This window comes from Lysobacter yananisis (assembly GCF_031199375.1).
Classification (GTDB): Bacteria; Pseudomonadota; Gammaproteobacteria; order Xanthomonadales; family Xanthomonadaceae; genus Lysobacter; species Lysobacter yananisis.
In genome coordinates this window covers 3,783,831-3,803,643 of sequence record NZ_CP133568.1, presented here as the reverse complement: position 1 = coordinate 3,803,643, position 19,813 = coordinate 3,783,831, and the positions used below count along the sequence as shown (strand labels likewise).

General features: G+C 70.9%; 21 protein-coding genes. 7 read left to right on the top strand and 14 right to left on the bottom strand.

What is annotated here, in order from left to right:
* Positions 1–6: 6 nt before the first annotated feature.
* The 7 genes from dapE to RDV84_RS26615 all read right to left on the bottom strand — a co-directional run bounded on the left by dapE (position 7) and on the right by RDV84_RS26615 (position 6,853).
* Positions 7–1,155 (bottom strand): succinyl-diaminopimelate desuccinylase, encoded by a 1,149-nt coding sequence (dapE, locus tag RDV84_RS15940; RefSeq protein WP_309150889.1) that lies wholly within the window; start codon positions 1,153–1,155, stop codon positions 7–9.
* Positions 1,152–1,511: a Spx/MgsR family RNA polymerase-binding regulatory protein gene (locus tag RDV84_RS15935; RefSeq protein ID WP_309150888.1), complete on the bottom strand. Its 360-nt coding sequence runs from the start codon at positions 1,509–1,511 to the stop codon at positions 1,152–1,154. The genes dapE and RDV84_RS15935 overlap by 4 nt, the downstream gene beginning before the upstream one ends.
* 249 nt (positions 1,512–1,760) lie before the next feature.
* Positions 1,761–2,219 carry a hypothetical protein gene (locus RDV84_RS15930; protein WP_309150887.1) on the bottom strand — a complete coding sequence of 153 codons (459 nt, stop codon included), beginning with the start codon at positions 2,217–2,219 and terminating at the stop codon, positions 1,761–1,763.
* 5 nt (positions 2,220–2,224) lie between these two features.
* Positions 2,225–3,139: a 2,3,4,5-tetrahydropyridine-2,6-dicarboxylate N-succinyltransferase gene (dapD, locus tag RDV84_RS15925; RefSeq protein ID WP_425606250.1), complete on the bottom strand. Its 915-nt coding sequence runs from the start codon at positions 3,137–3,139 to the stop codon at positions 2,225–2,227.
* Positions 3,136–5,883: a [protein-PII] uridylyltransferase gene (gene glnD / locus RDV84_RS15920; protein ID WP_309150886.1), complete on the bottom strand. Its 2,748-nt coding sequence runs from the start codon at positions 5,881–5,883 to the stop codon at positions 3,136–3,138. The genes dapD and glnD overlap by 4 nt, the downstream gene beginning before the upstream one ends.
* Positions 5,880–6,656, bottom strand: a complete 777-nt coding sequence (gene map / locus RDV84_RS15915) for a type I methionyl aminopeptidase (RefSeq protein WP_057948237.1) — start codon at positions 6,654–6,656, stop codon at positions 5,880–5,882. The genes glnD and map overlap by 4 nt, the downstream gene beginning before the upstream one ends.
* A gap of 83 nt (positions 6,657–6,739) precedes the next feature.
* Positions 6,740–6,853, bottom strand: a complete 114-nt coding sequence (locus RDV84_RS26615) for a DUF6053 domain-containing protein (RefSeq protein WP_425606252.1) — start codon at positions 6,851–6,853, stop codon at positions 6,740–6,742.
* Positions 6,854–7,176: 323 nt separating this feature from the next.
* Between RDV84_RS26615 and rpsB the strand changes: the two genes are divergently transcribed.
* Positions 7,177–8,019 (top strand): 30S ribosomal protein S2, encoded by an 843-nt coding sequence (gene rpsB, locus RDV84_RS15910; RefSeq protein ID WP_057948238.1) that lies wholly within the window; start codon positions 7,177–7,179, stop codon positions 8,017–8,019.
* Between the two features lie 271 nt (positions 8,020–8,290).
* Positions 8,291–9,172, top strand: a complete 882-nt coding sequence (tsf, locus tag RDV84_RS15905; protein ID WP_057948239.1) for a translation elongation factor Ts — start codon at positions 8,291–8,293, stop codon at positions 9,170–9,172.
* Positions 9,173–9,254: 82 nt separating this feature from the next.
* Here the strand turns inward: tsf and RDV84_RS15900 are convergent, their stop codons facing one another.
* The 5 genes from RDV84_RS15900 to RDV84_RS15880 form a co-directional block, all read right to left on the bottom strand.
* Entirely contained in the window at positions 9,255–9,488 is a 234-nt protein-coding gene (locus RDV84_RS15900; protein ID WP_057948240.1) for a hypothetical protein, read from the bottom strand.
* Between the two features lie 143 nt (positions 9,489–9,631).
* The gene (locus RDV84_RS15895; protein WP_309150885.1) at positions 9,632–10,042 is read right to left on the bottom strand and encodes a hypothetical protein; all 411 of its coding nucleotides are present in this window, start codon (positions 10,040–10,042) and stop codon (positions 9,632–9,634) included.
* 20 nt (positions 10,043–10,062) lie between these two features.
* Positions 10,063–10,482: a hypothetical protein gene (locus RDV84_RS15890; RefSeq protein WP_309150884.1), complete on the bottom strand. Its 420-nt coding sequence runs from the start codon at positions 10,480–10,482 to the stop codon at positions 10,063–10,065.
* Positions 10,483–10,537: 55 nt separating this feature from the next.
* Positions 10,538–10,930, bottom strand: a complete 393-nt coding sequence (locus tag RDV84_RS15885; RefSeq protein ID WP_309150883.1) for an SH3 domain-containing protein — start codon at positions 10,928–10,930, stop codon at positions 10,538–10,540.
* Positions 10,931–11,030: 100 nt separating this feature from the next.
* Positions 11,031–11,723 (bottom strand): AIM24 family protein, encoded by a 693-nt coding sequence (locus RDV84_RS15880; protein WP_309153740.1) that lies wholly within the window; start codon positions 11,721–11,723, stop codon positions 11,031–11,033.
* A gap of 219 nt (positions 11,724–11,942) precedes the next feature.
* Here RDV84_RS15880 and pyrH point away from each other — a divergent pair, with 219 nt between their 5' ends.
* Entirely contained in the window at positions 11,943–12,665 is a 723-nt protein-coding gene (gene pyrH, locus RDV84_RS15875) for a UMP kinase (RefSeq protein WP_057948245.1), read from the top strand.
* A gap of 363 nt (positions 12,666–13,028) precedes the next feature.
* Here the strand turns inward: pyrH and RDV84_RS15870 are convergent, their stop codons facing one another.
* Together RDV84_RS15870 and RDV84_RS15865 are read right to left on the bottom strand one after the other, a co-directional pair.
* Complete coding sequence (locus RDV84_RS15870) at positions 13,029–15,353, bottom strand: M56 family metallopeptidase (protein ID WP_309150882.1); 2,325 nt, start codon at positions 15,351–15,353, stop codon at positions 13,029–13,031.
* 1 nt (position 15,354) lies between these two features.
* Positions 15,355–15,741: a BlaI/MecI/CopY family transcriptional regulator gene (locus RDV84_RS15865; RefSeq protein WP_078998049.1), complete on the bottom strand. Its 387-nt coding sequence runs from the start codon at positions 15,739–15,741 to the stop codon at positions 15,355–15,357.
* A 229-nt stretch (positions 15,742–15,970) separates the two neighbouring features.
* Between RDV84_RS15865 and RDV84_RS15860 the strand changes: the two genes are divergently transcribed.
* From RDV84_RS15860 to RDV84_RS15845, 4 genes are all read left to right on the top strand, one after another.
* The gene (locus RDV84_RS15860; protein WP_309150881.1) at positions 15,971–17,164 is read left to right on the top strand and encodes a cation diffusion facilitator family transporter; all 1,194 of its coding nucleotides are present in this window, start codon (positions 15,971–15,973) and stop codon (positions 17,162–17,164) included.
* A gap of 307 nt (positions 17,165–17,471) precedes the next feature.
* A complete protein-coding gene (frr, locus tag RDV84_RS15855) occupies positions 17,472–18,029 on the top strand; it encodes a ribosome recycling factor (protein WP_057948248.1) in 558 nt (185 codons plus the stop codon).
* Between the two features lie 162 nt (positions 18,030–18,191).
* On the top strand, positions 18,192–18,959 hold the full coding sequence (gene uppS, locus RDV84_RS15850; protein WP_057948249.1) for a polyprenyl diphosphate synthase: 768 nt from the start codon (positions 18,192–18,194) through the stop codon (positions 18,957–18,959).
* Positions 18,956–19,810, top strand: coding sequence for a phosphatidate cytidylyltransferase (locus RDV84_RS15845; RefSeq protein ID WP_309150880.1), 855 nt, complete (start codon positions 18,956–18,958; stop codon positions 19,808–19,810). The genes uppS and RDV84_RS15845 overlap by 4 nt, the downstream gene beginning before the upstream one ends.
* Positions 19,811–19,813 lie beyond the last annotated feature (3 nt).

Sequence of the window (19,813 nt, the reverse complement as noted above, 5' to 3'; positions counted from 1 at the left end):
CCGCGCTCAGAGCATCAAACGCTCGATCAGCGCCAGATACAGATCCGGCAACGCTTCCAGATCGGCCACCGACACGTTCTCGTCGACCTTGTGGATGCTCGCGTTGACCGGCCCGATCTCGATGCACTGCGCGCCCAGCGGCGCGATGAAGCGCGCGTCCGAAGTCCCGCCACCGGTGCTCTCTTCCGGCGCGGCGCCGGCGAAGCGCGCCAGCACTTCGCGCGCGGCCGCGCGCAGCGGCCCTTCCGGGGTGTAGAACGGCTCGCCGCCGCGGAACCACGCCAGCTCGTACTGCAACCCATGCGCGCGCAGCACCGCCTCGCATTCCTGCTCCAGCCGCTGCGCGTTCCAGCTCGGGTTGTAGCGCAGGTTGAACAGCACCTGCAGTTCGCCCGGGATCACGTTGTTGGCGCCGGTGCCGGCGTGGAGGTTGCTGATCTGCAGCGAGGTCGGCGGGAAGGTCTCGTAGCCGTCGTCCCAGCGCCGCGCCGCCAGTTCCGACAGCGCCGGCATCGCCTGGTGGATCGGATTGCGCGCCTTGTCCGGATAGGCCACGTGGCCCTGCACGCCGATCACCTTGAGCGTCGCCGACAAGGTGCCGCGCCGGCCCACCCGCAGCAGGTCGCCGAGCGTGCGCGTGGACGAGGGCTCGCCGGTCACGCACCAGTCGATGCGCTCGCCGCGCGCGCGGAAGGTCTCGGCGACGCGGCGCACGCCGTCGATGGCGTCGCCTTCTTCGTCGGAAGTCAGCAGCAGCGCGACCCGGCCGCGATGGCGCGGATGCGCCGCGGCGAAGCGCTCCAGCGCGACCACGAACGCGGCCACGCTGCCCTTCATGTCGGCCGCGCCGCGGCCGTACAGCACGCCGTCGCGGACCTGCGGCGCGAACGGATCGCTGGCCCAGCTCTCCACCGGCCCGGACGGCACCACGTCGGTATGTCCGAGCAGTACGAGCGTCGGGCCATCGCCGTCGCCGCGGGTCGCCCACAGATTGTCGACCTCGCCGTAACGCAGGCGCTCGCAGGCGAATCCGGCGCGCTGCAGGCGCTGCGCGATCAGGTCCTGGCAGCCCAGGTCGGCCGGCGTCACCGACGCGCGCGAAATCAACTCGCAGGTCAGCGCCAGCACCTCGCTCGGCGCGGCGGCCGCGCTCACGCGCCGATCCCGAAGCGCTGCTTGAAGCCGTTGTCGCTGAAACCCTGGGTCACCTTGCCGTCGTCGGTGACCACCACCGGCCGCCGGATCAGCTGCGGGTATTCCTTGAGCAGCAGCTTCCACTCCGCGTCCGAGGCCGGCTCCTTGCGGTTCGGCGGCAGCGTGCGCCAAGTGGTCGAAGACTTGTTGATCAGCGCGTCCCAACCGCCCAGCTGGGTCTTCCACTCGACCAGCGTCTCCGGCGTCTGCCGGTTGTCGCGGTAGTCGACGAAGCTGTGGGCGACGCCGAAGCGGTCGAGCCACTTGCGGGCCTTCTTGCAGGTGTCGCAGTTGTTCAATCCGTACAACGTGGTCATGTCTGCCTCATCGATGCTGCTTTCTGAGGGCCGCGATGCGGTGTTCCGGTTCCTGCGCCAATGAATGGCGTAAGTACGGAATCCAGCTCTCGGCCGAACTGGGCGGAACGAAACGATCTTGTCGCCAGGCCTTGCCAGCGACAAGATCAGACGAAGCGGGTTGCGGTCGCGGATCACCTCGATGCCGAAGAAAAAATCAAACGCATGGCCCCTCCTGCAACGATTCTCCGGCCGGACCGCAGCGGCGGTTCACGCCCGCGCCCGCTCGATGCGCGCACGCAGGTCGTGGGCCGTCGGATTGTCCGGCGACAGCGTCCATCGCCACGGTAGCGACGGCGGAAAGAACGAGATGGTGCGCCCGAATCGGCCCGGCTCGCGCAATTCCAGATTTATCTGGCTGCGGGTCCATCCACGCGTGGTGACGCGCTCCACATCGGCCAGCGCGACCCTGATCTCCTCACCTCTGCGCCGCACGCGCAGGACGTTTCCCACGATCTCGACTTCGTCGGCGAAACCGCGGACCGGCAGGAATCCGAGGAACAACGGCGCGAGGATATAGGGCGTGCCGAACATGAGCACGGCCTGCAACGGGATTTCGAAGCGCCAGGTCAGCCACGCGGTCCCGAGCAGCAGCAGCAGCGCCGACCATAGCAGCGACTTGCGCTTGTACCACCAGGTCCAGTCCGAAGACAGCCGGCGCTCCTGCATGGGGCTCAGTCCGCCAACCCGCGCAGCAGTTCGTTGATGCTGGTCTTCGACATCGTCTTCGCATCCACCTGTTTGACGATCACCGCGCAGTACAGCGAATGCGAGCCGTCCTTCGCCGGCAGCTGGCCCGACACCACCACGCTGTACGGCGGCACGTAGCCGTAGCTGATCTCGCCGGTGGCGCGGTTGTAGACGCGGGTGCTCTGGCCCAGGAACACGCCCATGCCGATCACGCTGTGGTGGCCGACGACGAAGCCTTCGACCACTTCCGAACGCGCGCCGATGAAGCAGTGGTCCTCGATGATCGTCGGCGAGGCCTGCAGCGGTTCCAGCACGCCGCCGATGCCGGCGCCGCCGGACAAGTGGCAGTGCTTGCCGATCTGCGCGCACGAACCGACCGTGGCCCAGGTATCGACCATGGTGCCTTCGCCGACGTGCGCGCCGATGTTGACGAACGACGGCATCAGCACCACGTCCTTGCCGATGTAGGCGCCGCGGCGGGCGATCGCGCCGGGCACCACGCGCGCGCCGAGCTTGCGGAAATCGGCTTCGCCGTAGCCTTCGAAGCGCGCCGGGACCTTGTCCCAGAACGGCGCCGGATCGGCCTCGACCACCTGCATGTCGTTGACCCGGAAGTACAGCAGCACCGCCTTCTTGAGCCATTCGTTGACCTTCCAACCGCCCTTGCCGTCGGGCTCGGCGACGCGGAACTCGCCCTGCTCCAGGCCCGCGATCACCCGCTCCACGGTCGGCCGGGTCGAGCCTTCGACCTCGTCCGGAGTCAGCATGGTGCGGCGCTCGAAGGCGCTGTCGATCATGAACTTGAGTTCGTCGGCGCCCGGCGCCTGCGGCTTCTTCTTCACGGCCTTGACGGCCTTCTTGGTCGTCTTCTTGACCGTCTTCTTCGGGGCGGAACTCATCGGTGGTCTCCTTCGAGGCAGGCCAGCAGCGCGTCGCGCAGGGCCTGCTGTTGCGTTTCGTCGAGCGCGAGATCGCGCTCGTCGGTGATCTGGAACACGTCCTCGGCGCGCTCGCCGAAGGTGGCGATGCGCGCGTCGTACACGCGCAGCTTCTGCCGGCGCAGCGTCTGCGCGACGTCAGCCAGCAGGCCCGGGCGGTCGGTGCAGACCAGGCTCAGCATGGTCCGCGGCCGCGCCTGCTCGCCCTTGCGGTAATCGGAGAACCCGATCTGCGGGGCGATGCGGAAATGGCGCAGGTGGCGCGGCTGCGCGCGCCGCGCCGGACGGATCTTGTCCAGCGGCCCGGCCAGCGCCGCGGCCAGCCGGCGTTCGACGTCCTCGGCGCTGGGCGGCTGGCGCGGATCGGTCGGCACCACTTCGAAGGTGTCGAAGATCGCTCCGTGCGGGCCGTCGAGCACGCGCGCCTGCTGGATCGCCAGGCCGAGCCGGTCGAGGGTGGCGACGATCGCGGCGAACAGGCCGTCGCGGTCGGGCGAATGCACGAACACTTCCAGCGCGCCGGCGTGGGCGCCGCCGTGCGCGCTGACCGGCCGCGCGCGCACCCGGGTGTCGCCGAGCGCGACGCCGCGCAGCGACGCCGCCTGCCACGCGATCTGGTCGGGCCGGCCGCGCTGGAACGCGATTTGCGGCATGCGCGCGAACAGCGCGGCGATGTCCTCGTCGCGCGCGCCGAACGCGGCCAGCATCGCGTGCGCGGCCTCGCGCGTCTCGGCCGCGCGTTCCTCGCCCGCGACCGGATGCTCCAGGCCGCGGCGCAGAGCCAGGCGGGTGGCGGTGTACAGGTCGGCCAGCAGCCGGTCCTTCCATGCGTTCCACAGCTTCGGCGAAGTGCCGGCGATGTCGGCGCAGGTCAGCAGGTACAGATGATCCAGGTGTTCGCGGTCGGCGACCTTGCTGGCGAAGCGGTGGATCACCTCGGGATCGGCGATGTCCTGCTTCTGCGCGGTCACCGACATCAGCAGGTGCTGGCGCACCAGCCATTCGACCAAGGCGGTATCGGATTCGCTCAGGCCCATCGTCGTGCCGAACGCGCGCGCGTCGTCGCCGCCGAGTTCGGAATGGTCGCCGCCGCGGCCCTTGGCGATGTCGTGGAACAGCCCGGCCAGCAGCAGCAGCTCCGGCTTGCGCAGGCGCGGCCACACTTCGTGAGCGATGCTGAAACGCTCGTCGGCCACGCCGGAGGCGAAGCGCGCCAGGTTGCGCAGCACCGCCAGCGTGTGCTGGTCGACGGTGTAGACGTGGAACAGGTCGAACTGCATGCGCCCGGAGACTTTCGAGAACGCCGGAATCCAGCGCCCCAGTACGCCCAGCCGGGCCATGCGCTCGAGCGCGTGCACCGGATGCGGGCCGCGCAGCAGCTTGAGGAAGCGCTCGCGCAGCGCCGGTTCGGCCTGCTCGTAGCCGGGCACCCGGGTCAGCGACTCGGCCAGCGCGCGCGCGGTCTGCGAATGCAGGCCGCGGATCTCGTCGTGCGCGGCCCAGGCGGCGAACAGCGCGAACACCTCGGCGGCGTCGCGCGGCCACTGCGGCTCGCGCGCGGCAATGTAGTCGCGGCGCAGCTCGAAGGCCTCGTACGGCGCGCCCAGCGCCACCGGCGCGGCTTCGCCCTCGATCTGTTCCTCGAACCGCTGCAGCAAGCGCTCGCCGATCCGCAGCACCAGCGCGGCGCTGCGGTAGAAGCCCTGCATCATCTGCTCGACGGCGAGGTTGTCGGCGCTGTCGACATGGCCCAGGCGTTCGGCGAGCAGCTTCTGGTAATCGAAGCGCAGCCGCTCCTCGCGCTTGCGCGCGACCAGGTGCAGGCCGAAGCGCAGCCGCGACAGCGCGCGGCGCTCGCGCTCCAGCGTGGCCCACTCGTCGGCGCCGAGCTGGCCGATGGAGACCAGCGATTCGAGGTCGGACGTGCCGATGATGCGCAGCGCCATCCAGTGCAGGGTCTGCACGTCGCGCATGCCGCCCGGGCCTTCCTTGAGGTTGGGCTCCAGGTTGTCGGCGGTGTCGCCGTAGCGCGCGTGGCGCTGGCGCAGTTCGTCGCGCTTGGCGACGAAGAACTCGCGCGCCGGCCATACCTGCGACGGCGCGATCGCCGCCTGCAGGGCCATGCGCGCGACCGCGTCGGCGTCGATCGGGCGCGCTTCCAGCATCGCGGTGAGCACGGTCAGGTCGCTGCCGGCCTCGCTGCATTGCGCCGGCGAGCGCACCGCGTGGCCGACCGGCAGGCCGGCGTCCCACAGGCTGGCGAAGAAGCAGCCGAGCTGTTCGGCCTGCGCCGCCTGGGCCTGCGGTTCGGCCAGCACCAGCAGGTCGATGTCCGATTGCGGGAACAGTTCGCCGCGGCCGTAGCCGCCGACCGCGAACAGCGCCAGCGGCGCGTCCTCGGCGATGCAGGCGCGCCACGCCGCGCGCACTTGCGCATCGACCGCGTCGGCGCGCGCGCGCAGCAACTTGTCGATGTCGGCGTCGCCGCCGTTGTCGAAGCGGTCGGCCAGCGCCGCGTCCACCGCCGCGAGCGCGGCGCGGATCGCCGCGGGCGTACCGGGCGCGGGCGGCGCGCCGTCGTCGGGATCCGAACCGGGATTAGGGCCGGGATTTGCGCCGCCCGCGCAAGGGCGGCGGGCGTCGGCGGCGCTGTCGGCCGCCGCCGCGGGCGTCGCCGAGCGTTCGTCGGCGACGGGGCCGGTCATAGGTCGTTGTCGTCGCCGGGCACGCGGGTCAGGATCTCGACCCCGTCTTCGGTCACCGCGACGGTGTGCTCCCACTGCGCCGACAGCTTGCGGTCCTTGGTCACCACGGTCCAGCCGTCCGGCAGGGTCTTATGCCGGTAGGTGCCTTCGTTGATCATCGGCTCGATGGTGAAGGTCATGCCGGGAACCAGCTTGATGCCCTCGCCCGGCCGGCCGACGTGCAGCACCTGCGGCTCTTCGTGGTAGACCCGGCCGATGCCGTGGCCGCAGTAGTCGCGCACCACGCTGAAGCGCTCGGCTTCGGCGTAGGTCTGGATGATGTGGCCGATGTCGCCGAGGGTGGCGCCGGGCTTGACCAAGCGGATCGCGCGGAACATCGCCTCGCGGGTCACCTCGACCAGGCGCTTGGCCATGACCGACGGCGTGCCGGCGTAGTACATGCGGCTGGTGTCGCCGTGCCAGCCGTCCTTGATCACGGTGACGTCGATGTTGACGATGTCGCCGTCCTTGAGGATCTTCGAATCGCTGGGGATGCCGTGGCAGATGACGTTGTTGACCGAGGTGCACACGGTCTTGGGGAAGCCCTTGTAGCCGACGTTGGCCGGGATCGCCTTCTGCACGTTGACGATATGGTCGTAACAGATGCGGTCCAGCTCGCCGGTGCTGACGCCCGGCTTGACGTAGGGGGCGACGACCTGGAGCACTTCGGCGGCCAGGCGGCCGGCGACGCGCATCTTCTCGATCTCTTCGGGGGTCTTGATGGAAATGGCCATGCCGGCATTATCGCTCATTCAGGCGACCGGGATCACCGCACCGTACGGTCCGCAGCGTGCCGGGAGCGGCGGTTGAAACGATCTCAGCCCATTAGGAGATCGGACTTCGCTCTTGTGGGAGGGCCTTCAGGCCCGACGCTCTTGTTGCAGATCGCCGCGAGCTGAGCCAAGAGCGTCGGGCCTGAAGGCCCTCCCACAGGAGCTTCCCGAGCGCTCCCGCCGCGCGAAGTTGCCCCAAGCCTCCGCGGCGGCTACAATTCCGCGGCTCTGCGACCGGACCGCCAGTTCCCTGGCCCCGACCGCGGCCGTCCACGCCGGACGTCACCGGCGAATTCACACCTGCCGCCATTCCCCGTGCCGGGGTGCCGCCCAGGGCCAGGAGCCGCAAGCTCCGCCCGCAGCGGTTCGGACACGGAAGCGACAGGGAGGCCCAACCCCGGAACCACGCGCCCGCGGCTCGCCGCGGACGCAGCGCCCACACCTATCGCGGCGCCGGTTCCACTGCCTTCGGAGTTTTGCAATGCCCCAGATCACCATGCGCCAGATGCTGGAAGCCGGCGTCCACTTCGGCCACCAGACCCGTTACTGGAACCCGAAGATGGGTCCGTACATCTTCGGCGCGCGCGGCAAGATCCACATCATCAACCTCGAGAAGACCGTTCCGCTGTTCAACGACGCGATGAACTTCATCTCGGGCATCGCCCAGAAGCGCGGCACCATCCTGTTCATCGGCACCAAGCGCTCGGCGCGCGAGTCGATCAAGGAAGAGGCCGAGCGTTGCGGCATGCCGTTCATGACCCAGCGCTGGCTGGGCGGCACCCTGACCAACTTCCGCACCGTCAAGCAGTCGGTCTCGCGCCTGAAGGAACTGGAAGCCGGCGAAACCGACGGCACCTTCCAGAAGATGGTCAAGCACGAAGTGCTGGGCCTGCGCCGCGAGCGCGACAAGCTGGAAGCCTCGCTGGGCGGCATCAAGGACATGAACCGCCTGCCCGACGCGCTGTTCGTGATCGACATCGGCCATGAAGACATCGCGATCAAGGAAGCCAAGAAGCTCGGCATCCCGGTCATCGCCGTGGTCGACACCAACTACAACCCGGAGCTGGTCGACTACGCCATCCCGGGCAACGACGACGCCATCCGCGCCGTGCAGCTGTACGCCCGCGCCGCGGCCGACGCCGTGCTGGAAGGCAAGGCCGCTTCGCCGACCGCCGGTGGCGTGCGCGAAGAAGACTTCGCCGCCGAAGCCGGCAGCGAAGACGCCGGCAAGGACGGCAAGGCTCCGCGCGGCCGCGCTCCGGCCGCCAAGAAGCCGGCCGCCGCTCCGGCCGCCGCCAAGCCGGACGCCGCTGCGGCCGAGTAATCGGCCCGCAGTCGCCGCACCGTCATGCAGCCGCGCGACACTGCGCGGCTGCGACACCCGCATCCCGCTCCCGCAGGAGCGGCGTAAGCCGCGACACAACGAAGCTCCGCGCGCGAACCGTCAGGGCCCTATCCGCCCCTTGCGCGCGCATCGGAGCGAAAGGCTGGCCGGACACCATCGCTCCGGCCGATTTCGCGCATCGCGCCGCTTCGCTCTGTCGCGGCTTACGCCGCTCCTGCGACGAGCCACACGAATACCCGAGGCAATTCTCATGGCTGAAATCACCGCTTCCCTGGTCAAGGAACTCCGCGAGCGCACCGGCGCCGGCATGATGGAGTGCAAGAAGGCCCTGACCGAAACCAACGGCGACCTGGAAGCCGCCGTCGAGTGGCTGCGCAAGTCCGGCGCCGTCAAGGCCGAGAAGAAGGCCGACCGCGTCGCCGCCGAAGGCCGCATCGCGGTCGCCCAGGACGGCGGCAAGGCCGTGCTGGTCGAGATCAACTCGGAAACCGACTTCGTCGCCAAGGACAGCAACTTCCTGGCCTTCACCGACGCCGTCGCCCAGGTCGCCCTGACCTCCGGCGCCGCCGACGTGGAAGCCCTGAAGGCCGCCAAGCTGCCGACCGGCGAGAGCGTCGAGGAAACCCGCGCCGCGGTCATCGCCAAGGTCGGCGAGAACCTGCAGGTGCGCCGCCTGGTCCGCCTGGAAAGCGCCAACAACGTCGCCGCCTACGTGCACGGCGGCAAGATCGGCGTGCTGATCGAGCTCAAGGGCGGCGACGCCGAACTGGCGCGCGGCATCGCGATGCACGTCGCGGCGATGAACCCGCCGCACATCAAGGCGTCCGACGTCCCGGCCGAGTTCGTGGCCAAGGAAAAGGAAATCGAGCTGGCCAAGATGTCCGACAAGGACAAGGCCAAGCCGGCCGACATCCTGGAGAAGATCATCAGCGGCAAGATCGCCAAGATCGTCAACGAGGTCACCCTGTACGGCCAGCCGTACGTGCTGAACTCGGACCAGACCGTCGAGCAGGCCGTGAAGGCCGCCGGCGCCGACGTGGTCAGCATGACCCGCCTGGTCGTGGGCGAAGGCATCGAGAAGCAGACCGACGACTTCGCCGCCGAAGTCATGAAGCAGGCCGGCCTGGCGTAAGCCGCCCGACCCTGTCGCGCAGTACGAAAAAGGCCGCGGTTTCCGCGGCCTTTTTCTTTGGCTCGACGCCCGCGCCCGCGGATCAGGGCTCCAGCGGCGGGCACGACTCGGCATAGGTGGTGGTGCGCGACACCACGGTCCATTGCCCGCCGGTGTAGCGGTACTTGGTCAGCACGATCTCGAACGCCCAGCCGGCGTATTCGCAGGTGGTCTCGGTGTAGAACGATCCTTCGACCGGATCGGCCCGGGCCGCCGGCATCGACAACAGCAGGCCGCACAGGCCCAGCGCGCACAGCGTCTTGCTCAGTACGTTCATGTCCGACCCCTCCTGGGTCTGCGGCGAGGCATTCGCCGTGGCCATCATAGGGCCGCCGGCGGCGCGGCGGTGGCCGGCCCCGCCGCCCGCGCGCGACGGCGCGGCCGCCTCGCCCGGGCGGGCCCGTCCCGCCTCAGCCCGCCTCAGCCCGCCATCAGCTCGATCCAGCGGCCGTGCACCCAACCGGACTTGCACGGCCCGCGATACGGCTGCCGTTCGGCGATCGGCGAACCCACGCCGCAGCGGCCGAGCCGCCCATCCTCGCTATAGACCACCGCGATCCAGTCGCCGCGCTGGTCGCACATCATCACCCAGAGGTCTTCGCCGAGTTTGTCGGTCATCGCATACGCCGCGCCGGGACCGTCGCGCACCGCCAGGAAGCCGTCGCCGCCGGCCTTGAGGCCGTGCACGCGCCCCTGCGAGCCGCACGCGTCGAGCACTTCGTTGCCGCCGACCACCACCGGCGCCGCGCGCGGCGGTGCGGCCACGGTCGAGTTCGCGGCCAACGCCAGCGTCAGCAGCAACGCAATCAGCGCAGATATGTTCGGTTTCATCGCAATCTCCCCGCCGCGCCTCAGCCGGCGACCACTTCGATCCAGGCCGTATTGACCCAACCGGATTTGCACGGGCCGCGGTAGACCTCGACCTCGGCGATGGCCCAGCTGACGCCGCACGCGCTGGCGTCCGCGCCCGCCGGCGCGTACACCACGGCCGTCCAGCGGCCGCGGCTGCCGCACAGATAGACCAGGCGCCCGTTGCCGAGCTTGTCGAGCATCGCGTAGTCGGCGCCGGGTCCGGCGCGCACGGCGAGAAAGCCGTCGCCGTCGGCCTTGAGCCCGCGCACCCGCCCGGTCGAACCGCAGGCGTCCCATTCCTCGCTACCTCCGACTTCCACCGGCACCGCGCGCGGCGGCGCGGCCAAGGCCTGGGCCTGGACCAGAACCGCGGGCAGCGCCAGCGCGATCGTCAGCAGCGCCGCTTTTCCCGGCGTCATCGCAATACTCCTTTATCGCTGCGTTTTTGCGATCCGATGCGGTGCGCGAGCGGCGTCAGCCGGCGACGATGCGGATCCAGTTCCAATGCACCCAGCCGAAATTGCACGGCCCCCGGTAGCGGCGGATATCGGCCGATTCGGGCTCGCAGAGCATGCGCGAACCCGGCGGCGGATACATCACCGACACCCAGCGGCCTTCGCTGCGGCACAGCCGGACCCGGCGCTCGCTGCTGAGCCGGTCGACCTCCGGATAGCCGGTGCCCGGCCCCTCGCGCACGGTCAGGAAGCCGTCGCGCCCGGCCTTGAGCCCGACCACTTCGCCGATCGACTCGCAGGGGCCGCCCGCGCCGATGTCGCCCACCGGCGTGGACGCGGGCGGCTCGGCTGCCGCCGCGACCGCGAGCAGCGCCAATGCGCCGCCCAGACACACCACCATCGTTCGATTCATCGCTGCGCTCCTTGCTGCTGCGTGCCGCTGCGTCCCGTTTTCCCTGCCGCCCGCGCCGGCGCGCCGCCACGGCGACGCGCCGGCGAGGACGCCGCCGGAGTTACTCGCCGCTCTGGAAGTAGACCTCTTCGTACGGCTGCACCACCACCCAGCCGCTGCCGGAGAACTTGAGCTGGATGCTCTCGCCCGAGCCGCGGCCGAACAGCGTGCCCAGCGAGATGTCGGTGACGATGTCCGGGCTCAGCCCGCCCGACCAGGCGACGGTGGCGTTGGGGTCGGTGAACACCGGCTGGTCCGGGGTCACCGCCAGGGTCAGCGGCTCGTAATGCGAGGTAATCGCGACCACGCCGCTGCCGCTGAGCTTGATGTTGAACAGGCCGCCCGACATCATCCCGGCGACCTTGCGCATCATCTTGATGTCCGAGGCGATGCCGTCCTCGAAGGCCAGCACGTCGTTGCCGTTGACGAAGATCGACTCGCCGTTCAGGCGCAGCAGGGTGATCTTCTTGCCGGCGTCGGCGACGTAGACCCGGCCCTGGCCTTCCATCTTCATCAGCTGGGTGCCCTCGCCGCTGATCGCCTTCTTCAGCAGGTTGGTGAAGCCCTGCTCCATCAGGCCCTGGCGCACGAACTTGACCCCGCCGCGGTAGGCGACCATCGAGCCGGACTTGGCCCAGACCCGGCCGTTGAGCTTGACCTCCAGCAGGTGCGAGCTTTCCAGCTCGAACGCTTCGGGGCTGAGGTCCTTCTGCTTGGAGCTCTCGAGGAATTCGTTGAGGTTCTTGATCGTCACTTGGCCATCTCCTTGGGTGGTGCGCGGCGCGCCGGGGGCGGCGACGGCCACGGCGGTTCCTGTAGCGGACCTGCGGCGGCGATCATACAGCCTGAACGTGGCCCGCCGCCGGTCGCGCGACCCGCCGAAAAGCGCTGCGGCCGGCCCATTCCCGCACGCCGCGGACGCCGGGCTTGGGCTACAATTCCGGCCGTTTTCCGCCTTCCCCCGAGACCGCCCATGTCCCAGCTCGCTTATCGCCGTGTCCTGTTGAAACTTTCCGGCGAGGCGTTGATGGGGGACGAGGACTACGGCATCGACCCCAAGGTCATCGGCCGGCTCGCGCGCGAAGTCATCGAAGTGCAGCAGGCCGGCGCCGAAGTGGCGCTGGTGATCGGCGGCGGTAACATCTTCCGCGGCGCGGGCCTGGCGGCCGGCGGCATGGACCGGGTCACCGGCGACCAGATGGGCATGCTGGCTACGGTCATCAACGCGCTGGCGATGCAGGATTCGCTGGAAAAGCTCGGCGCCAAGGTGCGGGTGATGAGCGCGATCAAGATCAACGACGTGTGCGAGGACTACATCCGCCGCCGCGCGATCCGCCACCTGGAAAAGGGCCGCATCGCGATCTTCGCCGCCGGCGTCGGCAGCCCGTTCTTCACCACCGATTCCGGCGCCGCGCTGCGCGCGATCGAGATCGGCGCCGACCTGCTGCTCAAGGCGACCAAGGTCGACGGCGTGTACGACAAGGACCCGAAGAAGCACGGCGACGCGGTGCGCTTCGACAAGCTCAGCTACGACGAGGTCATCACCCGCGACCTGCAGGTGATGGACACCGCCGCGTTCGCGCTGGCGCGCGACAGCGAACTGCCGCTGCGCATCTTCGACATGGGCCAGCCGGGCGTGCTGCTGCGCATCCTGCGCGGCGAGAACATCGGCACCCTGGTGCAGGGCCGCGGCTGAGGCCGGCGGGCCGCGCCGCGGCCGGCGCGGCGACGATCCGGACAAAGAGACGGCCTCGGACGCGTCGCGACCGGGGCCGTTGCCTTATGCGGGGAACGCGGCGGGCAAAAGTATCGGGCGGCGAATCGGCCGCCCAAGTGGATTCGATCCGGTCGTTCCGTATCGCGGAACTCGTATCGAAGGATTCGTATCGAAGGATTCGTATCGCGCGGTCCGTAACGCGGGATTCGTATCGCCGGGTTCGTATCGAGCGGCGTATCGACCGGTTCGGCGCGTAACTTCGGCCCGGCCGCTCGCATGCGGCCGGATCGTCCGGCCCGCGCGCGGCGCCGGCCGCGAGGACCGCGTCGCCGACGGCGGGTTTCAGGCGCCCGCGTCGGCCAATTCGCGGCGCACTTGCCGGATCGCCTGCTCGGCCGCGCGCAGCGACTCGCGCCGGAGCGTTTCGCTGTCGCGCAGCGCCGGCCCCGCGGCGTGGGCGGCGGCCGCGGCCTCGCGGCTGAGCGCCTGCACATCGATCGTCTCGACGGCGCGCCGCGCCATGTCCGCATACGCCTGCAGGCGCGCCCGGTCGGCCGCGCCGATGCGGCCATCGCGTTGCGCCTGGGCGGCGTCGCGATGCGTCTGCTGCGCGTCGCGCAGCGCCTCCTCGATGTCGCGCTGCTGCTGCGCCGAATCCAGCGCCTGCTGGCGCGCGTCGCGCGCGCGCTGCGCGGCGTCGCGGCGCGCCTGCTCGGCGTTGCTGCGCGCCTGCGCCGCATCGCGCCGGGCCTGTTCGCCGTCGCGCTGGCGCTGGCCGGCCTCGAGCCGGACACGCTCGCCATCGCGCCGCGCCTGTTCCGCATCGCGCAGCGCCTGGGCGCGGTCGCGCTGGGCCTGCTCGCGCACCAGCCCGGCCTCGCGCTTGGCCTGGTCGGCGTCGCGACGGGCCTGTTCGGCATCGCGCAGCGCCTGCGCATGGCTGAGCTCGGCCTCGCGGCGCGCGCGTTCGCCCTCGGCGCGGGCGCGACGGCCTTCTTCCTGCGCCTGGCGGCCGGCCTGCTCGGCTTCGGCGCGGGCGCGATCCGCCTGCGCCCGCGCACGCCGGCCCTGTTCCTGCGCCTCGCGCCCGGCGCGCTCGGCCTCGATCCGGGCGCGCTCGCCTTCGGCGCGGGCGCGGCGCCCTTCTTCCTGCGCCTCGCGCCCGGCGCGCTCGGCCTCGCGCGCGGCGACCGCCGCGTCGCGCATGGCGCGTTCGGCCTCGCGCGTGGCCTTGACCGCCTCGACCTCGGCCTGGGCCGCATCGCGCTGCATGCCGTCCAGACGCGCGCGGGTGGCGGCGTCGCGCACCGGTTCGTAGCGGCCGTCGTCGCGGACGCGGAAGTATTGGCCGTCCTTGATCGCCCAGGTCCGCATGTCGCCGTTGTTGATCTCGGTGATGCGCTGCTCGTTCTGCAGGGTCTTGCCGTCGCGGATGACGACCTTGGACGATTGGCTGCGCGAGGTGGTGCGCGCAGGCGCGGGAGCCGGCGCCGGCGCCGCACCGCTCGCGGCCGCGGCGACCGGGGCAGCGCTCGCCGCCGCGACGGCCGGGGATGCGGCGCTCGCGGCGACGGCGCCGACCGTCGCGGCCGCCGCGGCTTCGGCGGCGGCGGTGACCTTGTACGGCACCAATCCGAACGCGGCCACCGCGGCGATCAGCGCGGCGCCGCCCAGGCGCGCGGCCAATCTGCGCTCGGCCGGCGCGCGCGCGGCCAGGGTCTTGTTTTGCAGCATGGTCAGTCTCCGCTTGAGCACGGTGTAGGTGGGCGACGCGCCGGCCACGCCGGTCGCCGGACGCGGCGCCACGCCCAGGCGCAGCAACAGCCGGCCGTAGTCGTGGGCGGCGTAGCGGCGGCTGTCGAGCACGGCCGCGTCGCAGGCCTGCTCGCGGGCGATCGCGTATTCGCGCGCGATCACGTGGGCGAGCGGGTGGAAGAAGAACAGGTGGCGCGCCAGCGCCGGCACCCAGCCCCACCACAGGTCGCGGCGGCGCAGGTGGGTGAGTTCGTGGTGCAGGGCCATCGCCAGTTCGTCGTCGCTGAGTTCGGCCAGTTGCCGCTGCGGCAGCAGCACGGTCGCCGGCGGGCCGACCAGTTGCGGCGAATCGATCTGCGCCGACACCCGCAGCGGCGGCAGCCGGCGCAGGCCGAGGCTGGCGCCGAGCGCGCGATAGGCGCGCAGCGCCGGGCCGTGTTCGCATTCGTCGGCGCCGGCGACGCGGCGGCGCACCGCCAGATAGGCGCGCGCGCTGGCTGCGACCAGCACGATCACCCCGGCCAGCCACAACGCCGCGAACAGCGCCGGCCACGACAGCCACTGCAGCGCGTCGGCCGGCGCGGCGATCTGCGCCGGCGCCGCGGCCAGGTCGGCGCGGGTCACCAGGTAAGGCATCTGCGCCGCCGGCGACAGTTGTGCGGCGGCCGGCGCGGCGGCGGCTTCGGCGGTGCGCTGCCAGTCCGCCGGCAGCAGCGGCAGTTCCAGCGGCGCCGGCCACAACGCGCCGACCAGCAACTGCAGCGCCGCGCACCACCACAGCCAGCAGCGCACCGCCGCGCTCGGCCGCAGCCAGCGCACCAGCAACCAGATCGCCGCGACCATCAGCAGCGATTGAACCCCGGCCGCGAACAGCCGCGGCAACAACACCTCGCCGATCCAGTACAGGGTCATGTCAGTCCTCCTTGCGCCGCGCCTGCAGGTCGGCGACCAGGCTTTCCAGTTCGGCCAGTTCGGCGTCGCTGACCTGGGCGCGCTGCGACATCCACGCCACGAACGGCGACAGCGAGCCTTGCAGGGTGTTGGCGACGAAGCTGCCGACCGCCGAGCGCATCACGTCGTCGGCCGGGGTCTGGGTGGCGTAGCGGTACACGCCGCCGACCTTGCGCCGGCGCAGGTAGGCCTTGGCGCGCAGCCGTTCCATCATCGTCAGCACGGTCGAGCGGGCCAGCCCGCGCGCCTCGCCGAAGTCGGCCGCGACTTCGCCGACCGAGGCGTCGCCGCGCTCGGAGAGATAGTTCAGCAGCGCCAGTTCCTGGTCGCCGATCGACTTGCGCGCCATCGGGGATCGCCTCGTAGCTACAGTTGTAGTCAATGTGCCGTTGACTACAGTTGTCGTCAACGTGACTGAAGTCATGGGGCCGGGCCCGGCGCCGGGCGCTGCCCGACCCCGCCGCGGCGCCGGATCCGGCCGCCGGAGTTGTGATTCGCCGAAGTCGGTCAAGGTTTAAGGCCGCGCGGCGCGAGCGCTGTAATAGTGTTCGCGGCGATCGCCGTGACAGCATTCGCGCATGCACTCGCACAGCCATTCCCACGGTGGCCACGGCCACCACCACGGCCTGGAAAGCGGCACCCGCGCGTTCGCCGTGGTGACCCTGATCAACCTGGCCTACACCGCGCTGGAAGCCGGCTACGGTTTCTGGACCAATTCGCTGGCGCTGCTGTCGGACGCGCTGCACAACCTCGGCGACGTGGTCGGCCTGGGCCTGGCCTGGGGCGCGGCGGTGCTGGCCAAGCGCCTGCCGACCGACCGCCACACCTACGGCTGGCGCCGCGCCACGCTGCTCTCGCCGCTGGCCAATGCGCTGCTGCTGGTCGGCTTCTCCGGCGCGCTGGGCTGGGAGGCGATCCGCCGCTTCGGCGCGCCGCCGCAGATCCCGGCGCTGCCGGTGATCGTGGTCGCCGCGCTCGGCATCGCGGTCAACCTCGGCGCGGCGTGGCTGGTGCGCGACGGCCACGAGCACGATCTCAACCGCCGCGGCGCGTTCCTGCACCTGATGGCCGACGCGGCGGTGTCGCTGGCGGCGGTGCTGGCCGGCGCCGGCATGTGGCTGACCGGCTGGGCCTGGCTGGACCCGGCGATCGCGCTGCTGATCGGCGTGGTGGTCGCGGTGGGCGCGTTCGGCCTGCTGCGCGAGGCCTTCAACGCGGCGATGGACGCGGTGCCGGCGAACATCGACCGCGGCCAGGTCGAAGCGCTGCTGCGCGCGCAGCCCGGCGTGCGCGCGGTGCACCACCTGCACATCTGGTCGCTGGGCGCGGGCGAGATCGCGATGACCGCGCACATCGTGCGTCCCGACGACCGCGACCACGACGCCTTCATCGACACGCTCAACCGCGAGCTCGACCGCCGCTTCGGCATCAACCACCCGACCCTGCAGGTCGAGCACGGCGGCGCCTGCGAACACGACCGCCACGACCGCGCGCCGCACGGCGGGCATGGCGCGGCCGTGCGGCATGGGCATGGGCATGGGCATGACCACGACCACCACGATCACGATCACGACGATCACGGCCACCACGACCACGATCATCGCGATCACGCCGGGCACGCCCACGCCCACCGCGAAAGCGAGCCGGCCGCCGCCCACGCATGCGATTCGCACACGCGCGAAACGCAGGCCCGCGCCGCCGCCGATGCGTACGAACGCGAGCGCGAGCGCCACGACCACCCGCGCCAGCACGACCACGCCCCGCACCGCTGACCCCTCGATGCTGCACTGCAGCGCGACCGCCCCGAGCGCCGCGACCGCCCCCGCGGCCCGCGCCGGCGCGCGCAAAACCCCGCGCACGGGCGTTTGAAACCCGACGCCGGCAGCGCTTTCCCGCTCGCGCCGCTCGCCGTCCCGCGCCCCCGCCATGCAGCGCCTGGGCGCTGTTTTGGCCGCTTCCGGCGCCGTTCCCGGCCCCTGCCGCGGCCCGCCGCCGCCCCCGGCGCCGGCCGACGTGGTCCGCAAAACCGGCCCCAGCCCATATAATCCCGCGATTACCGCTACAGGATCGGAGCCGGCGATGCTCAACGACATCAAGAAAGACGCACAGAACCGCATGGCCAAGAGCGTGGAAGCCTTCCGCCACGATCTGACCAAGGTCCGCACCGGCCGCGCCTCGACCGCGCTGGTGGACCACCTGAAGGTCAACTACCACGGTTCGGAGATGCCGTTGAACCAGGTCGCCAGCGTCCAGGTCAGCGACGCGCGCACCCTGACCATCACCCCGTGGGAGAAGCAGATCGTCGGCGCGGTCGAAAAGGCCATCCTCGCCTCCGACCTGGGCCTGACCCCGAACACCGCCGGCACCGTGATCCGCATCAACCTGCCGGCGCTGACCGAGGAGCGCCGCAAGGAGCTGACCAAGGTCGTGCACAGCGAGAGCGAGAACGCCAAGGTCGCCGTCCGCAACATCCGCCGCGACGCCAACCACCAGGCCAAGGAACTGCTCAAGGACAAGAAGGTCACCGAGGACGAGCTGCGCGGCTTCGAAGGCGACATCCAGAAGATCACCGACAGCGCGATCAAGGACGTCGACGGCGTGGTCAAGGCCAAGGAACAGGAGCTGATGGCGGTCTGACCGCCGCGCGGCGGTCCGGCACTGAACTTCCGCGCCGCGCGCGGGTCCAGTTCCGGTTCGCCGCAGTTCACGCCCCGCGCCCCGCGCGGCGCGCGCCCTGCCGTTCCGCCGCGCCGCCGCGCTTGTCCCGTCCTTCCGCCTGAGGTTCCCGTCATCGGCGCCATGCCTTCCGAGCCCGCCAACGCCGCGCCCGCACGCATCCCGCGCCATCTCGCCGTGATCATGGACGGCAACGGCCGCTGGGCCGAACGCCGCCGCCGGCCGCGCATCATCGGCCACCGCGCCGGCGCGCGCGCGGTCAACGTCTGCATCGATTTCTGCATCGAGCGCGGCGTCCAGGCGCTGACCCTGTTCGCTTTCTCCAGCGAGAACTGGGGCCGCCCCGAGGACGAGGTCGGCGGCCTGATGAAGCTGTTCCTCAACGCGCTGGAGCGCGAGGTCGAGGAGCTCGACCGGCGCGGCGTGCGCGTGCGCTTCATCGGCGAGCGCGAGCGCTTCTCCGACAAGATCCGCGAACGCATGGCCGCGGCCGAGCGCCAGACCGAGCGCAACGGCGCCCTGCACCTGACCATCGCCGCCAGCTACGGCGGCCGCTGGGACATCGCCCAGGCCGCGCGCTCGCTGGCCCAGGACGTGGCCGCCGGCCGGCTGGCGCCGCAGGACATCGACGAGCGCCTGCTCGGCGCGCGGGTGTGCCTGGCCGACCTGCCGCCGCCGGACCTGTTCATCCGCACCGGCGGCGACACCCGCATCAGCAACTTCCTGCTGTGGCAGCTGGCCTATACCGAATTGTGGTTCACCGAAGCCCTGTGGCCCGAGCTCGACGCGGCCATGCTGCAGCGCGCGCTGGACGAATACGCCGGGCGCGAGCGCCGTTTCGGCCTGACCGGGGCGCAGATCGCGGCCCAGACCAACGAGACCGTTGAATGACCAAAACCCGCCTGATTGCCGCGCTGGTCATGGCCCCTGTGGCGATCGCCGCGATCCTGCTGCTGCCGACCCCGTGGCTGATCGCGGCGGCCGCGGTGGTGTTCCTGGCCGGGCTGTGGGAGTGGTTCGACCTGGCCGAGATCGAGGACACCCTCTCGCGCACCGTGCTGCTGGTCGTGCACATGGCGCTGATGGTGGCGCTGGTGTGGGCCTCGCGCGGCGGCGGCGCCGGCGATCCGGCCCAGCCGCCGTCGATGGTGCTGTTCAAGATCGCCTCGCTGGTCGGGGTGATCTGGTGGCTGCTGGCCCTGCTGTGGCTGCAGCGCTTCAACTTCGCCAGCGACCACCGCACCTACGCGCGCATGTTCAAGCTGGCCGCGGCCGCGCTGAGCGTGATCCCGGCCTGGTGCGCGCTGACCTGGATCCACGCCGAAGGCGGCAACGGCCACTGGTGGCTGCTGACCGCGCTGGCGGTGGTGTGGGCGGCCGACTCGGGCGCGTATTTCGCCGGGCGCAAGTTCGGCATGCTCAAGCTGGCCCCGCGGGTCAGCCCGAACAAGACCGTCGAAGGCCTGATCGGCGGCGCCGTGGCCGGCGTCGCGGTCGGCGTCGGCCTGTCGCTGCTGGCCGGCGCGACCACCGCGCAGCTGCCGTGGGTGGCGCTGGTGTCGCTGGTGGCGGTGCTGTTCTCGGTGGTCGGCGACCTGTTCGAGAGCCTGCTCAAGCGCCATGTCGGGGTCAAGGATTCCGGCCACCTGATTCCGGGCCACGGCGGCGTGCTCGACCGCATCGACGGCGTGCTCGCCGCGCTGCCGGCGTTCGCGCTGGGCAAGGCGATCTTCGGGTTCTGAGCC

Excerpts from the sequence above, each read along its gene's own strand:
- frr (WP_057948248.1), top strand. The coding sequence starts at position 17,472 with ATGCTCAACGACATCAAGAAAGACGCACAGAACCGCATGGCCAAGAGC.
- RDV84_RS15865 (WP_078998049.1), bottom strand. The coding sequence starts at position 15,741 with ATGGCGCGCAAGTCGATCGGCGACCAGGAACTGGCGCTGCTGAACTAT.
- map (WP_057948237.1), bottom strand. The coding sequence starts at position 6,656 with ATGGCCATTTCCATCAAGACCCCCGAAGAGATCGAGAAGATGCGCGTC.
- dapD (WP_425606250.1), bottom strand. The coding sequence starts at position 3,139 with ATGAGTTCCGCCCCGAAGAAGACGGTCAAGAAGACGACCAAGAAGGCC.
- RDV84_RS15895 (WP_309150885.1), bottom strand. The coding sequence starts at position 10,042 with ATGAAACCGAACATATCTGCGCTGATTGCGTTGCTGCTGACGCTGGCG.
- RDV84_RS15860 (WP_309150881.1), top strand. The coding sequence starts at position 15,971 with ATGCACTCGCACAGCCATTCCCACGGTGGCCACGGCCACCACCACGGC.
- RDV84_RS15930 (WP_309150887.1), bottom strand. The coding sequence starts at position 2,219 with ATGCAGGAGCGCCGGCTGTCTTCGGACTGGACCTGGTGGTACAAGCGC.
- rpsB (WP_057948238.1), top strand. The coding sequence starts at position 7,177 with ATGCCCCAGATCACCATGCGCCAGATGCTGGAAGCCGGCGTCCACTTC.
- RDV84_RS15870 (WP_309150882.1), bottom strand. The coding sequence starts at position 15,353 with ATGACCCTGTACTGGATCGGCGAGGTGTTGTTGCCGCGGCTGTTCGCG.
- RDV84_RS15845 (WP_309150880.1), top strand. The coding sequence starts at position 18,956 with ATGACCAAAACCCGCCTGATTGCCGCGCTGGTCATGGCCCCTGTGGCG.
- RDV84_RS15890 (WP_309150884.1), bottom strand. The coding sequence starts at position 10,482 with ATGACGCCGGGAAAAGCGGCGCTGCTGACGATCGCGCTGGCGCTGCCC.
- pyrH (WP_057948245.1), top strand. The coding sequence starts at position 11,943 with ATGTCCCAGCTCGCTTATCGCCGTGTCCTGTTGAAACTTTCCGGCGAG.
- glnD (WP_309150886.1), bottom strand. The coding sequence starts at position 5,883 with ATGACCGGCCCCGTCGCCGACGAACGCTCGGCGACGCCCGCGGCGGCG.
- RDV84_RS15935 (WP_309150888.1), bottom strand. The coding sequence starts at position 1,511 with ATGACCACGTTGTACGGATTGAACAACTGCGACACCTGCAAGAAGGCC.
- RDV84_RS15900 (WP_057948240.1), bottom strand. The coding sequence starts at position 9,488 with ATGAACGTACTGAGCAAGACGCTGTGCGCGCTGGGCCTGTGCGGCCTG.
- uppS (WP_057948249.1), top strand. The coding sequence starts at position 18,192 with ATGCCTTCCGAGCCCGCCAACGCCGCGCCCGCACGCATCCCGCGCCAT.
- RDV84_RS15885 (WP_309150883.1), bottom strand. The coding sequence starts at position 10,930 with ATGAATCGAACGATGGTGGTGTGTCTGGGCGGCGCATTGGCGCTGCTC.
- tsf (WP_057948239.1), top strand. The coding sequence starts at position 8,291 with ATGGCTGAAATCACCGCTTCCCTGGTCAAGGAACTCCGCGAGCGCACC.